Origin of the sequence: Methanosarcina spelaei (assembly GCF_002287235.1) — an archaeon.
Taxonomy (GTDB): domain Archaea; phylum Halobacteriota; class Methanosarcinia; order Methanosarcinales; family Methanosarcinaceae; genus Methanosarcina; species Methanosarcina spelaei.
Genome location: NZ_LMVP01000468.1, coordinates 1 through 12,894 on the forward strand (window position 1 = coordinate 1; position 12,894 = coordinate 12,894).

15 protein-coding genes and 2 pseudogenes are annotated in these 12,894 nt (G+C 38.8%); 4 read left to right on the plus strand and 13 right to left on the minus strand.

What is annotated here, in order from left to right; all coding sequences use genetic code 11:
- Positions 1-30: 30 nt before the first annotated feature.
- The 6 genes and pseudogenes from ASJ81_RS16595 to ASJ81_RS16610 all read right to left on the minus strand — a co-directional run.
- Positions 31-315, minus strand: a pseudogene (locus ASJ81_RS16595) (DUF6444 domain-containing protein); the annotation flags it as partial.
- A gap of 623 nt (positions 316-938) precedes the next feature.
- Positions 939-1,094, minus strand: a complete 156-nt coding sequence (locus ASJ81_RS22940) for a hypothetical protein (RefSeq protein ID WP_170943365.1) — start codon at positions 1,092-1,094, stop codon at positions 939-941.
- Between the two features lie 268 nt (positions 1,095-1,362).
- Complete coding sequence (locus ASJ81_RS16600; protein ID WP_095645329.1) at positions 1,363-1,878, minus strand: PKD domain-containing protein; 516 nt, start codon at positions 1,876-1,878, stop codon at positions 1,363-1,365.
- 3 nt (positions 1,879-1,881) lie between these two features.
- Positions 1,882-1,974 (minus strand): annotated as a pseudogene (locus tag ASJ81_RS24855) (hypothetical protein); the annotation flags it as partial.
- Between the two features lie 28 nt (positions 1,975-2,002).
- On the minus strand, positions 2,003-2,704 hold the full coding sequence (locus tag ASJ81_RS16605; protein ID WP_170943366.1) for a hypothetical protein: 702 nt from the start codon (positions 2,702-2,704) through the stop codon (positions 2,003-2,005).
- Positions 2,705-3,081: 377 nt separating this feature from the next.
- On the minus strand, positions 3,082-4,431 hold the full coding sequence (locus ASJ81_RS16610) for an NAD(P)-dependent malic enzyme (protein ID WP_095645331.1): 1,350 nt from the start codon (positions 4,429-4,431) through the stop codon (positions 3,082-3,084).
- Positions 4,432-4,753: 322 nt separating this feature from the next.
- Here ASJ81_RS16610 and ASJ81_RS16615 point away from each other — a divergent pair, with 322 nt between their 5' ends.
- A complete protein-coding gene (locus tag ASJ81_RS16615; RefSeq protein ID WP_095645332.1) occupies positions 4,754-5,149 on the plus strand; it encodes a Mov34/MPN/PAD-1 family protein in 396 nt (131 codons plus the stop codon).
- 452 nt (positions 5,150-5,601) lie between these two features.
- Positions 5,602-5,775 carry a hypothetical protein gene (locus ASJ81_RS22945; protein WP_170943367.1) on the plus strand — a complete coding sequence of 58 codons (174 nt, stop codon included), beginning with the start codon at positions 5,602-5,604 and terminating at the stop codon, positions 5,773-5,775.
- A gap of 637 nt (positions 5,776-6,412) precedes the next feature.
- On the opposite strand, the gene ASJ81_RS16620 is transcribed toward ASJ81_RS22945, so the two are convergent.
- From ASJ81_RS16620 to ASJ81_RS16630, 3 genes are all read right to left on the minus strand, one after another.
- Entirely contained in the window at positions 6,413-6,664 is a 252-nt protein-coding gene (locus tag ASJ81_RS16620) for a KEOPS complex subunit Pcc1 (RefSeq protein WP_095645333.1), read from the minus strand.
- A 176-nt stretch (positions 6,665-6,840) separates the two neighbouring features.
- Positions 6,841-7,314, minus strand: coding sequence for an rRNA maturation protein (locus ASJ81_RS16625; protein WP_095645334.1), 474 nt, complete (start codon positions 7,312-7,314; stop codon positions 6,841-6,843).
- A gap of 76 nt (positions 7,315-7,390) precedes the next feature.
- Complete coding sequence (locus ASJ81_RS16630; protein ID WP_095645335.1) at positions 7,391-8,242, minus strand: winged helix-turn-helix domain-containing protein; 852 nt, start codon at positions 8,240-8,242, stop codon at positions 7,391-7,393.
- A gap of 193 nt (positions 8,243-8,435) precedes the next feature.
- Between ASJ81_RS16630 and ASJ81_RS24275 the strand changes: the two genes are divergently transcribed.
- The gene (locus tag ASJ81_RS24275; RefSeq protein WP_275112574.1) at positions 8,436-8,570 is read left to right on the plus strand and encodes a hypothetical protein; all 135 of its coding nucleotides are present in this window, start codon (positions 8,436-8,438) and stop codon (positions 8,568-8,570) included.
- A 225-nt stretch (positions 8,571-8,795) separates the two neighbouring features.
- Positions 8,796-9,449: a DUF2284 domain-containing protein gene (locus ASJ81_RS16635; RefSeq protein ID WP_095645336.1), complete on the plus strand. Its 654-nt coding sequence runs from the start codon at positions 8,796-8,798 to the stop codon at positions 9,447-9,449.
- Between the two features lie 230 nt (positions 9,450-9,679).
- Here ASJ81_RS16635 and ASJ81_RS16645 read toward each other — a convergent pair whose 3' ends face one another.
- The 4 genes from ASJ81_RS16645 to ASJ81_RS16660 all read right to left on the minus strand — a co-directional run bounded on the left by ASJ81_RS16645 (position 9,680) and on the right by ASJ81_RS16660 (position 12,795).
- The gene (locus tag ASJ81_RS16645) at positions 9,680-10,423 is read right to left on the minus strand and encodes an epoxyqueuosine reductase (protein WP_095645338.1); all 744 of its coding nucleotides are present in this window, start codon (positions 10,421-10,423) and stop codon (positions 9,680-9,682) included.
- Positions 10,424-10,594: 171 nt separating this feature from the next.
- Positions 10,595-11,686, minus strand: a complete 1,092-nt coding sequence (locus tag ASJ81_RS16650; protein ID WP_095645339.1) for an epoxyqueuosine reductase — start codon at positions 11,684-11,686, stop codon at positions 10,595-10,597.
- A gap of 666 nt (positions 11,687-12,352) precedes the next feature.
- Positions 12,353-12,490, minus strand: coding sequence for a DNA-directed RNA polymerase subunit P (locus tag ASJ81_RS16655; RefSeq protein ID WP_011021777.1), 138 nt, complete (start codon positions 12,488-12,490; stop codon positions 12,353-12,355).
- A 20-nt stretch (positions 12,491-12,510) separates the two neighbouring features.
- Positions 12,511-12,795, minus strand: a complete 285-nt coding sequence (locus ASJ81_RS16660) for a 50S ribosomal protein L37ae (RefSeq protein ID WP_011307466.1) — start codon at positions 12,793-12,795, stop codon at positions 12,511-12,513.
- Positions 12,796-12,894 lie beyond the last annotated feature (99 nt).

Genomic DNA, 12,894 nt, shown 5'->3' on the forward strand with positions numbered 1-12,894 from the left:
GCAGCAGTTCAAAGAATGCTCTATTACCTAATCAGGATTATCAACCATTTTAAGAGTTGTTCCTGGATGACCTTCTTGACCTCCAGGGTTCTTTTCGCTCTTTTTACGGAGACTCTTGGGATTAGGTTTTCCTTTGACAAAAAAATCAGTAGAAGGAGGTTTACTGCTGTTTCTGCTATTTTGATTTAAGCGAGATTCTAAAACTTGCAATTTTTCACTAAGCTGTTTTATTTGAGATTCAAGACTCTCAATGTAAGTTGCAATAACTTCAGGGTTTGAAGTACACAGAGCAAGAATCTCTTCACGTTTCATCAAAGATAGAAATAACTCATTGTAAATCCAATTTTTCCTCGAAAAGAGGAAAAATTGTGTAGCCCTAAAAAGGCTACCTGAATAGTAACAAAAAATAGTTTAATTACACGTCCGGCTTCGTAGAAGACTTCTCTATACCACTTATCTACAACCAATTTCTATATTTTCAGTCTCTATGTTTTCAGTCTTTATGTCTCCAGTTTCTGTTTTAACAGATACGGCACCTAAATTTTTCATTTTCGTTTAACTTTATTCCTTGACGTTGTTCAAATCATCTTACCTGAAATTCTAATACTTTTTACTTACGTAGGAATGAAAAATCGACAGAAAACAAAAAGAAAGTAGTAATCAAATGGAAAAAAGAATTATCTGAGGGAAAATTAGTAAGAAAAGCATCATAAAACTGAGGATTTAACGTAGTTTTTTTAGATTTATCCATTATGTATTCTCGAAGTTTACTTGCTTACTTTCTCGTTTTTACTCTTTCATTTTACTCATAGGACTTATGCAGTTGAACTGAAAAATCAATAACATTGAACCTTTAACTGTCTGAATAGTAATTCAAAATCACAATGTTTACTTGACTTGATTTTGCATCTCAACTGCATAAGTCTTAACCCTTTTACTTACTCTTTAAGTTTCATCGGCTCTCCACAACAGTCAATATCACCCACACAACCTATGGCACATTTGTCGTCTTTACACTCGCTTATCACTTTAAGTTCAAGTCCGCATCTTTCACAAACAAGAGTTTGGCCAGCCTTCAGTTCATTGCAATTCATTTCAGATCACCTCATTAGATATGACAGAAAAATTATGTTATTTAAGTTCAAATTATTTGTGAAATAATGGTTCTGAAAATTGGTATGCGAACTTAAAATCGCACTACTTTTTACCTTAACTCTTTGTACTGCTTTCTCACTTGTAATCTGGCTTGATAATATCTGTTTTTCGAGTTTACTAAAGAGATTCATAAACTGGATTTCTGGATTTTATTGAAAGAATGGATTTTTCTAGTGTTATAAGGCGTCTGTTTACTTTGACACAGCTTCATGTTGACTTTCTAAACAAATAGAACATAATTATTCCAAGAATCAAAAGATTAAATCCACAAGGAGTCTCTCGAGGAGCGCTTTGTACCTTTATTTCACTTGTCTTTATATCCGTTCCATTTTCGTTGTTGTTTGCTGTTAGCCTTACTGTATATTTTCCAGCTAAAGAGTATGTATGAATTGGATTTCGCTTAGTTGAATTAGTTCTATCTCCAAAATTCCAGTTCCATCCAGTTGCATTTTCTGATAGGTCCGTAAACTTTACAGAAAGGGGAGCATGATCCTCGGTGACGTTACTGCTGAAATTGGCTACAGGTATTTTGATTTCAGACTCATCTCCTGAGATATTACACATATAGATATTGGAGCTTCCATTGAAAGAATCCTCCCATACTATCTTGTTCTCATAAATCGCAGGAAATTCCTTAGACGATTCACTGTTCGTAATCTGAATTTCCTTGTGAGTGGAGAGATCGTACACATAAATGTCCGATTTTCCATTACGCCCATCCACCCAGACAATTCTATTACCGTAAATAGCAGGATCCTGTGCTGATCCGTTTGTGGTAACTCGAGTTTCTGTGGAAGTAGAGATATTATATATGTAGATATCCCAGTTTCCATTACGCCAATCGTAATTACACTATCCTATCCTCATAAATAGCGGGATGTGCTGCTGATCCATCGGTAGTTATCTGAATTTTCTTGTGAGTGGATAGATCGTAAAAACAGATGTCGCGGGTTGGATTTTTTTTATGGATGGAAAAATCAGATGTATTGCTACCAACCTGGGCATTTTCTTCTCTAAAAACTCTAAAGTCTTCCCATGCTATAATATTACCATAAATAGTAGGACTAAATATCATTGATTCACTGCTAGATATCTGACTTTTCTGGTGAGTGGAAAGATTGTACATTTGAACACTACTACTGTAGTTCGTCCACACTATCCTATCCTTATAGATTGCAGGAGAAGTAGAGTACGAACCATTAGTGGTAACTCGTGTTTCTTTGTAAGTAGAGAGATCGTACACGTAGATATCGGGTTTCTCAAGGCTAAAGTTTCCATTACGCCCATCCATCCAAACTATCTTATCATTATAGATAACAGGCGCTTCCGCTGATCCACTGGTGGTTATCTGAACTTCTTTGGAAGTCGAGAGGTTGTACATATAGATATCAGTAATATCGTTGCGGTAATCCTGCCATATTATTTTATCACTGAAGATAGCAGGCCTCTCTGCTGACCCACTGGTTGTAATCTGAGTTTTAGTAATTGTGGTTGGAGTATCTTGTATAGTAGCTGCAAGTACCGCAGATGAAAAGAGGACTGAAAACATATTCAATATAACCAAAACTACTGATGCTAAAACAACTAGATGAAATTTTTTATGTCTTATCTGTTCCATTCCTTTAATACTTAACAAAAATATACAATTTACATTTACAAATAGTTTTACAACTATATTTGACTTTCTAATATTTTGATAATTCCCCTTTAGGCCCGAATTCTGTAAAATAATTAATTTCAATAGTGTTTTAGTTACTTGGTAGGAGAGAAATAAATAGAGTCAGAAGTAAATAGAGTTAGAAGTAAATAGAGTCAGAAACCGATGACTCGCTGTAAAAATTAAAAAACATACTTTTAAATTTTAAAAAAAGTTGATGGTTAGAAAAGTCTATCCACAAACATGGTTTTCCAGTAAATCCATTTTATTTAGAGCTGGTCTTCATGTCTTTTCCTTGCAACACAACTTTCAAGCGATGCACCTGCAACAGCTTTCGAAACCGCGGGCACTACACGCCTGTCCAGAGGGTCAGGAATTATGTAATCTTCAGAAAGTTCGCTTAGTGTTACGACCCCAGCAAGCGCCTGAGCCGCAGCCATTTCCATCTCAGGCGTTATTTTTCTCGCACAGGTGCTGAGAGCTCCTTTGAAAACTCCAGGGAAGCTAAGACAATTATTAAGCTGGTTTGGAAAATCTGACCTGCCTGTAGCAATAATCCTTGCTCCTGCCCGCTTTGCGGCATCAGGCATAATTTCAGGCACAGGGTTTGCTATAGCCATTACAATTGCATCTTTTGCCATGGACCGAACCATTTCCTCACTGACTATGCCTCCAACAGAGACACCGATAAAAAGGTCAGCGCCCGGTAAGGCATTTTCAAGCCTTCCTTTCACTTTTTCAGGGTTTGTGAGCCTGGAAATTTCCTCTTTTACAGAGTTCATGCCATTTTTCCGGCCTTTGTATACGAGTCCTTTACTGTCACAGACAAGAATTCTTGCCGGATCTGCTCCTGCCCTAACCAGAAACCGAAAAATTGCTACTCCTGCAGCCCCTAGACCTGAAATTACTATATGGAGTTCAATTAACTTCTTATTCACAATTTTAAGGGAATTGAGAAGTCCGGCAAAAACTACAATGGCTGTCCCGTGCTGGTCATCGTGCATAACTGGCAGATCGAGTTCTTCACGCAGCCTGCTCTCAATTTCAAAGCAACGAGGAGCGCTAATGTCTTCAAGGTTAATGCCTCCGAATACAGGAGCCAGTTGCTTTACTGCTTTTATCACTTCTTCGGTTTCCTGCGTATCCAGGCAAATTGGAAAAGCATCAATGCCTGCAAATTCTTTGAAAATTATCGCCTTTCCTTCCATAACAGGCAGTGCAGCATAGGGTCCTATGTTTCCAAGTCCTAGCACTGCCGATCCGTCAGTGACAACAGCAATAGTATTTCTCTTCAGCGTATAGAGGTAGACAAGTTCCGGATCCTTGATTATCTTCCTGCACGGCTCGGCAACTCCTGGTGTATAGGCAACGCTGAGATCGTGTATTGTTTGGAGGCTAACTTTGCTAGCAACTTCCAGTACACCCCCAAACCGTCGGTGCACGGCAAGTGACTCCTGATACAAGGATGTGTGTGCATCATTGCCCTTTTCCTGGTGTTTTTCCAGACTCTTTCCCGAATCCTTTTCTGAGTCCTTTTCCGGGCTCTTTTCTGAGTCCTTTTCCAGGTATTTTCCGGAATTATTTTTCAGATAAGTTTCCAGCTCTGAGGCTGAGTGCATATTTTTGATCTCAGTACCCCCTGACAATGCTTAATATTGCAGCAAATTCCTAACGCGATTAAGTTCTAAGAACTAAAACGTCCTGTGTGAATAGTCTGCGCAAGCTGTAGATAAACCCACTGGCTAGAATTATTAAACTGATTCACTGAACTAACTGACGTAAACTAAACTGAACCAGCTGCCTTAACTCGGTGTTTATTGACAGTGTTTTCAATTCCAAGAATTCCTGATCGATTAATTACGGAAAAACTCGCGACAGAGTTAACGCATTCTGCACTAGTTACCGCAGAAAAGATATACCTTTTCAGAAGAATAGTCTTTTATGCAAATTAAAGGAATAGCCCGTGATACCCTTAACTTTATCCTTGAAGCGAGTAAATCAATGGCTCCTCAGGAATTTGCCGGACTTTTGCAGGAAAAAGACGGCATCATCACTGAAGTTCTTATATTACCTGGCACGGAATCAAGCGATTCAAATGCCGTTCTAAGGCTTTATATGATGCCGAACATTAAAGCCGCAGGCTCGGTTCACAGTCATCCAGGACCGAACCGCAGTCCTTCACAAGCTGACCTGCATCTCTTTTCTAAAACAGGTAACTACCATATTATAGTTGGCCGTCCCTATAATAGTCAAAGCTGGACATGCTATAATAGGGAAGGAGAAATAATCGAGCTTCCCGTACTTGATGTTGAATTTGATGACTATGAAGAGATTTGACTCAAGAACCTTCTCGGAAAAATAACTTTACCCAGAAAGAATTCATCGTTGCTGGGAAACATCCTCAGCCAAATACACTTTTCTGTAAACACGACTATTAACAAAAAGTGTACAGTGCCCAGAGCTGGCAAGTTGTATCAAACAACCAACAGATAGCTATCAAATAACCGGCAAGCAAATTATAAATAACCGGTAAAAGCTTTTTGGGCATCAATATAAAGAACTTTATGTAGTTATTGCAATTTCCCGACTGTTGACCGAATCCCAATCCCTACCTTCATTCTGATAGTCTACCAAAAATGTTTTATTTACAGATACATATTATTTAGAGGATACATCCGTACTTAAGGTATCTGAAAATAAATGATCTCTTGCTTTAGAAGGTTGTATCCGGGCAAACACTCTGGGACTAAGACCAGGTGGCCTTCATATAACTGGAGGTAGTAATCCGAATGCCTACATGCCAAGATTGTAGATACTATACGGCTATTGATGAGCTAAAAGGCGAATGTTTCAGCCTGGGTTTTGAAGTGCACGGGAAAACCGATTCCAAGAAGTGCCCGGAACGGGCTTTCAGGCCAAACAAAGGCCCTAAATCCAAAAAGTCTGGAGCGCATAACTACTAAAAACGTGAAAATAAAAGGCAGAAAAGGCTCAGAAGAAAGAAAGAGCTTAAAAGAGGTTTAAAATGTTAAAATAAATTGAACCGAACCTCCAGCCCTTGCATAAATTCCGGTGTATCTTAATAACTTATTTTTTGCTTGCCGGGATCAAATGAACTAAACGAAATCTCATTAAATTTTTTGTTTTGTATCTACTTTTACTCATTTTCCACCCTATCACTCATAGAGATCCCCATAATTCATGTAATTTTATTGCCTGTTATGTTTGTCCTATAACCTGACAGACATGGAAAAAATTTACTTAATAGTTTATAACACAACTATAGGGAAAAGAAAACATCTGTACCCGTAATTATACCCGCCCTTTTGAGAACAAGTGCTATTCCGTAACCATTGACCTGCAACCGTTGTACCGCAACCGTTGGGCCGCAACCGTTGCGCCGTTTGATCACGCCGTCATGACGTTTTAGATTTAGCAGTAATTTTCGCTCAAGCCTTTTTTTAAAAGGCTTGCGGGCAAGCAATTATTAAAAAGGCTTGTGATCATGCCTTCGTTATGTTTTAGATTTGGCAGTGGTTTTCGCTCAAGCCTTTTTTTAAAAGGCTTGCGGGCAAGCAATTATTAAAAAGGCTTGGGGGACTAACAGCTGACTTCATATGTGGTTTCAAGAACTTCCTGGGCAATCTGAATGAGCCTGAACCAGGTATTCAGCGCTGAACGCAGGGATACTGCGTCTTCAGCTTTTACGCTGAGTACAAGCTTATTTTTATCTTCAAGGGACAGGCCTATTGCAGACCTTTGTGAGAAACTGTCGTCGAGTTCGGGCAGGAGAGCCATGTAAACCGTTTCTGCAGTTTCAGTTTCAAAAGCAAATTCTGCGAAAAGTTTCAAGGAATTCCCTCTGATAAATGTTCTTTGCATATTTTTGAAATGAGTAAGGGGAAAAATCGGTTTCCAGTTTCTTATGAGAATTGTCTTAAGATTCTTATCATAGAAAATTCTTATTATATACAATTCATTATATAAATTGATTTATAAATTTTGCTTTAAGTATAAGGATTTTGAGGTCAATACTTTTTAAAACCTCGGAGATTAAGTTTAAAAAGGGACGTTCCATTGCCTATAAAATCAATATCTTTTTCTCCAATCACTATTAAGGTGGAACCTGGAGGTAATTGATCAATTTTATCGCTTTCCACTCTTAGAAAATGGAAAAAAGACTCAAAGGCGTCCGCAATTTCTCCCTGTCCTGTAAGCCTGGGCTCGATATCGGAAAACCAGTAAGAATCAAGTTCCTTGGAGTACCAGTCCGTAAACCTGAGTGAAAAAAGGAGCTTTCCGGCTTCGTCGTAAAAGCTGAGTTCCCCTGGATTTCCGTGGTATTCTCCTACGACTATAAGAGGTCCTCCTTCCGCAAACTCCAGAAGTTCCTGCATTCCCATTTTTCCGCGCGTTATACATCTGCCAGCTATAAACCGCGAAAGCAACTTGCAAAGCGTCCTGGTTCTTGCAGAAGGTTTTCGAGAAGAGGTAACCAGCATACTTCCCTTGACAAGTTAGAAGTATATATTACTTTCTCTCCATGGTTCTGAAAGCAGGAAGGCCGGAATTAAATAATCAAGTCCTGATTTTTTTCTCTTCCTGAAGAATGTTTTCCGTGTGATTCTGCATCTGCGAGTTTTGGAGTGAAGAATAGATTTCTTGTAAGCCTTGTAGAATTTTAAATCCTTTATCAGTAATCATATAGTCACCTCTCTCATGCATCTGCAGAATCAAACCGTTGTCTAAAAGTTTCTGCAGGTGAAAAAGCAAGTTTCCTCCTCTAAGGTTTGTCAGTTCAGAGAAAGCAGAGAAACTTTTCATTTCGTATGCGACTGCCTTTAGAATTTCAAGACGATGGTTATTTGAAACAGGTTCCAATATCTCGCTCATAATAGTATCAGTTTTAATGGATGAAATACTGGATTTGTGCTCCTGGTTATCTGAATAAACCCTCATAGAACGCATAAGATTAACCTGTTTAATGAAGAGGCTCGAAACTTCAGAAAAACACTGCTCGCATTTACTGAAAGGAGCTCCACATCTCAATTCATCTAGCCTTTTTCTATTGTTTGAAATTAGAATGCCATCAACTTTGCCATGTTTAATAAGTTCCGCATTCTGTTGCAGGAGAGATGTAAATATGGAAGTGCAATTTACTTTCTCAGGGCACTTTTTTACCATATTGCGCTCAAGCCCAGTTTCTACGTCTTCGAATAGATGATTAAGAAGAATATTTGAATACTCGCGTTTTGAGTTTTCAAGAGCAGCTTCGAAGTAAAGTTTGTTTGAACATTCAATTATTTTTTTAATATCATTATGTATCTCAGAAAGTTTCTCCCTAACAGCCTTCATTTCCTCTGTTTTCTGATCCTCCGATACTACCTGGTTCACAGGACATTTTTCTTTAATACTGTTTTCTACTCCCATTATTAAAACTCCATAATTTGTCTTTCTTTCATTTTTAAATCTTTAACTTTGTTTTTTGTGTATTCTTTTAACTCTCAAAGTCATACTAACATACTTGATATATTTCAATGACGATTAAATATATAATTGTAACTGAACTATAAATACTTAACATACAAAGGGCGCCAATTATTAAAAGAAAGGAGGTGACTTCATGGTAAAGTGTGGAATTTGTGGAGGAGAAGCTCCAAGGCAGCCAGGTATTATGGATGAAGGAACATGTGATCTTTGCGGTAGGAAAGTCATGCTTGCGGAAGAATGCTTGCAGAAGAAAGCAAAGAAAGAGTGAAACAAGTCCGGTAATTATATATTATTTAAATAAAAACGTAATTTCGTTAAACAATAAAATGAAGATGAAAATTCTGAAAATGAAAATATCTGAAAATTCCTTTACTTTACAAAACAAAGTAAAGATTATTTTCTTTTTTCAGTATAAACAAAATCCGTTTTCTCATTACTTTGTGATCACATTATATCGTAAAACTATCAGGCTTCCGAAATAAGGAGTAAAAATATGATAAACGACGAAAACTACAGGAAACTGGAAGAAAAAGCAAAAGAACTGGGGGCAAGTAACGTAAGACTCATCCAAGCAGCAGATATTGTGGTTGAAAACCGAACAGTTTTAAAGTGCATTTTTGGGTGCAACGGTTATGGAAGCCGGGTATGTCCTCCGTTCGTTCCTGCAGTAGATGAATTTAAAAAGATGCTTGCAGATTACGAATGGGCTCTTCTTGTCGAATGGAAATCGGATAATATTTTTTCCCGAGAAGTCAGTGAGAATTTCTCGAAATACTCCATTGAGCCTCCCAAAGATGAGATTGTAAAACAACAGTACCAGAATAACCTGAAAACAATAATGAAAGACCGTAAAGAAATAATTCAGCCTGGAGTCCTGGAACTTGAAAAACTTGCCTGGATACTTGGCCATAACACAGCTCTTGCAACCTTTCCGGGAATGTGTACCTGGTGTGCCACAAGCGACTACTCGATCGTAAAATGTGCCGGAGATAAAGGTCCCTGTCATCACCCTACCCTCCGCAGGCCATGTCTTATGGGGCTTGGTATCAGGATGGATAAAACACTTGATAAACTTAACATGCCACTTCAGAAGTTTCCACTGGATGATACTGCACCTTTGCCCTATACCCTGATATTACTTGACTGATAGAAAAAAACTTTTTAAGTGTTATTTTGCATGAGAGTGCATGAAAGTACACGAGGATGTTTTCCTCAAGTATTCTCCTATTTTTCCAAATTTAAGAGTACTTTTGTTGGGAAACCTAAGTACATATTATTTGCCCAAAACAAGCATTCTTGTATTCTTAGTTTTAAGGTTGATTTGGGAGGAACCTATAAAGATGGTGTCCTGGAAAAGTAAAATGACTTTTCTCCTTTTTAGAGAGATCTGAGAGCACAGGGTCCGGTTGCACATTTTCCACAGGCAAACTGATTAAGTTCGGGAAAAACACTGGCGTTTTCCTGAAGCTGCCTGTAACACTTTTCTTTGTCAAGTCCCCTTATACTGAGGGCTCCGGCCGGACATCTGTCCACACAAACAAGGCACCTCTCTCCTTTTTTGTAACGGCAGAACTCTTCATTTGGGCGCAGAGTGGGAGGGATTTCGGCAGAGATCAGCAGAGTCCCAAAACGGCCTGCACACCCTGCTTTTGTAATAAGCATATGGTGGACTCCAAAAGTACCCAGTCCCGAAGCATAAGCAGCACTTTTGTGGGACCAGGCAACGTCGAAGCCTTTACTCTTATAATCAAAAATAATTCCAGGCACAACAGCCCGTATATCTTCTTCTGCCAGTTCAGCCTTTAGTTTTTCATTGATTTTACCTATAAGACAGTCGGTTTCACTTTTGGCCTGAATCCATTCACTTATAGGACCAGGAGACTGCCAGTTCTGTTTCACAAGTTCTTTTTCAAACGGCAGGAAGAAAGAAACAACAGTTTTAGCTTCGGGAAAAATCTCTTTAGGGTGCAGGTGATGAGGACCAATGATCTTTTTCATTTCATCAAAAATTGGGTCACTGGCTGAAGCATAGCCTATGAGAGGTTCGCGATATCGAGTCTTAGTGCACGGACTTGCAATAGCTCCCTTGATAATACTTTCAATTTTGTTTTTAAGAGTCATATGTCTTTCCTTTTACCATTGTAAATAAAGTATATTTTTTCCACTAGTAAATGAAATATACTTTTTCCACTAGTAAATGAAATATACTTTATTCACTAGTAAGTAAAGTCCATTTTTTTCATTACTTTATGATGAAACTTTCCATTTTACTATGAAAAACAAAGTTCTATTTTATACAGGTTGTTCCTCTGAAACAGATTCGTATAGTTTCCGCCTCTCCGGTGGCATGGCCTCAACATACTTTTTTGCCTCCTCAGGAGACACTGCCTTAAGAGTTCCATCCGGTTCCTGTATGACCACTCCACTTTCGGTAAGCATCTTATAACGTGCTTTCCGTATTTCTTTGTCAGGGTGGCAGACAAAATGACAGCTGGAACAGGTATATTCCATTCTATTTCCTGGAATTAGACATATAAAAAATCCGCCTTTAATTTTAGGTCTTTCCAGGTACGCTTCTATGGTTTTAGGCAGCGCAGCAATAAAATCCTCATCTTTTTTGGGGATTTCAAAGCGTGCAGGAGACCATGTGGACCATTTTCCCGAAGAATTCAGACCCGTAAGCCCACCGCAGACAAGGAAGCAGCGGCTGTTACTTCTCCTCTTCCCATAGCTAAACTCTTTTCCTCCAAGAGTTACAGTGACCTTCTCAAGTGGGTCCACATATCCGGACGAACAGACAGCAAGACAGATCTTGCATTCGTCACAGTAATTTTCGTCTTCAGGCAGGGGTTCGGTTGGGATAAGCTCAGCATCCGTAACTACCGACGCCAGTACAATTGCTGACCCGTATTCACTGGTGATAATGTTCCCTGAATACCCAAAATGCCCTATTCCGGAGCGGACAGCAAGATATCTGTGGGAAATAGGTGGATGCATATCCAGCAACCAGTTTTCCGAGTCCTGACGGTAAACAAAATTCGCAATCTGCGGAACAGCTTTGTAACCATACTGCTGTAAGAATCCTGCCATTTCGAGGGCTACTCCATTGGCAAGGGTAGTGGTCCGTACCTTATTAGTGTCAAGAGCTTTATTTTCCTCTTTTCTGAAATAAGGTTCAATAAGGCTCTGGTCAAAAGCTAGGGCAAAAACGACTGCAGATTTTGCGTCTGGCAGAACGTATGTAAGATCGGCAGAAGGAGGGCCGCCTGCAAGAGTTTCAGTAGTCGCAATGCCCACTTTAAAGGCTCCAAGGGTCAAAGCCATCTCTTTGAGTTCTTCAGTTAGTTTTTCAATCTTGGACTTGTCCGTAGTATGTTCTTCCATTTTCTATTCCTCAAGCAAACTCAATATTAACCGTAATCAAACTATTTTATAGGAGGTAATTTATATATATGTTATGTGCATTTAAATATACTAGTTAGCTAAAGTATACTTGAATGACCTTTTGTGCGTTTTCGTTAGTTCCTGACAAACAGAATGAAACAAAACTTAAACTCTGTAAAAACCGTTCTTATTTTTTTATATTACTTTTTGCATTTAAAACGCATAGCTTTTTTCTGACAGATATCAAGAGACATTAAGAGAAAAGCTATGTGTTCCTTATACTTTCTATGTTTGATGTCAGGTAGTTGGCAGAAAATATCATAATTCTATAGGCTCTGGGAATTATAAAGTTCAAAAATAGAGTTCAAAAATAGAGTTCAAAAATAGAGTTCAAAAATATTGAGGAAATTGTGAAAAGGAATCAAAATCCGTGAGTTTTTCAGTTCCTAAAAAATACTGAGCATAGCAACTGTTTATTGCTATTACCTCGATATATAAAATCAAAGTAAAGTTTGGTATATGTTTTGTCTGAATATAGAGCGCCTATTTTTTGTTTGCCCTACGCATCGAATTTACGCATTGAATTATTAGATAGGAGGGCTTACATTCACAGAAGCCCATTTTTATCTAATACTTTCGTTTGTCAGCCGGGTTAAACCAGCATCCTTACTCGGCTTTAATGCGTTTAATGGTTGTAGGACGCTCTTTTACCAGGATTCTGTGCCCACAGTACGGACACCTTATACCTGTGTACTCGTAGTCGATTTCCACTTTCTGTTTACATCGAGTGCATTTATAACCCATACAACCACAACCTTAAGATATTACTTTGCCTCAGCAACATTCTTCATCGTACGCAGCAAAGTCTGACCAACACTGGTATAGGGAATATAAGTTCCGCCAGCGAAGGTGTGTCCGCATTTGCTGCATTTCCAGATCCCGGTCCCGATTCTTTTCACGGTAGGCCTGGCACATTTTGTACATACGTGCGGAGCCCGCATGCGTTCTTCCAGGTCTGCAACAAGCTTTCTGTCTTTTCTCCCATATCTAGCACCGAATCTGCCTGCTGACCTGGAAATCCTTCCTTTCTTAGTGAACTTTTTTGCCATCGTTAAAACTCCTTAATGAAACGTTTAATTCTAAGTGATTGAATTTAAGAACCTGCTAGCTTGCGGATCGGGACCCTGATACCCAGACAGATTCTATAA

What these genes read in the sequence shown, in the direction of transcription:
- ASJ81_RS16635 (WP_095645336.1), top strand. Translation starts at nt 8,796, where the DNA reads ATGATAAACGACGAAAACTACAGGAAACTGGAAGAAAAAGCAAAAGAA.
- ASJ81_RS24275 (WP_275112574.1), top strand. Translation starts at nt 8,436, where the DNA reads ATGGTAAAGTGTGGAATTTGTGGAGGAGAAGCTCCAAGGCAGCCAGGT.
- ASJ81_RS22940 (WP_170943365.1), bottom strand. Translation starts at nt 1,094, where the DNA reads ATGAATTGCAATGAACTGAAGGCTGGCCAAACTCTTGTTTGTGAAAGA.
- ASJ81_RS16605 (WP_170943366.1), bottom strand. Translation starts at nt 2,704, where the DNA reads ATGTTTTCAGTCCTCTTTTCATCTGCGGTACTTGCAGCTACTATACAA.
- ASJ81_RS16630 (WP_095645335.1), bottom strand. Translation starts at nt 8,242, where the DNA reads ATGGGAGTAGAAAACAGTATTAAAGAAAAATGTCCTGTGAACCAGGTA.
- ASJ81_RS22945 (WP_170943367.1), top strand. Translation starts at nt 5,602, where the DNA reads ATGCCTACATGCCAAGATTGTAGATACTATACGGCTATTGATGAGCTA.
- ASJ81_RS16625 (WP_095645334.1), bottom strand. Translation starts at nt 7,314, where the DNA reads ATGCTGGTTACCTCTTCTCGAAAACCTTCTGCAAGAACCAGGACGCTT.
- ASJ81_RS16610 (WP_095645331.1), bottom strand. Translation starts at nt 4,431, where the DNA reads ATGCACTCAGCCTCAGAGCTGGAAACTTATCTGAAAAATAATTCCGGA.
- ASJ81_RS16615 (WP_095645332.1), top strand. Translation starts at nt 4,754, where the DNA reads ATGCAAATTAAAGGAATAGCCCGTGATACCCTTAACTTTATCCTTGAA.
- ASJ81_RS16650 (WP_095645339.1), bottom strand. Translation starts at nt 11,686, where the DNA reads ATGGAAGAACATACTACGGACAAGTCCAAGATTGAAAAACTAACTGAA.
- ASJ81_RS16655 (WP_011021777.1), bottom strand. Translation starts at nt 12,490, where the DNA reads ATGGGTTATAAATGCACTCGATGTAAACAGAAAGTGGAAATCGACTAC.
- ASJ81_RS16660 (WP_011307466.1), bottom strand. Translation starts at nt 12,795, where the DNA reads ATGGCAAAAAAGTTCACTAAGAAAGGAAGGATTTCCAGGTCAGCAGGC.
- ASJ81_RS16645 (WP_095645338.1), bottom strand. Translation starts at nt 10,423, where the DNA reads ATGACTCTTAAAAACAAAATTGAAAGTATTATCAAGGGAGCTATTGCA.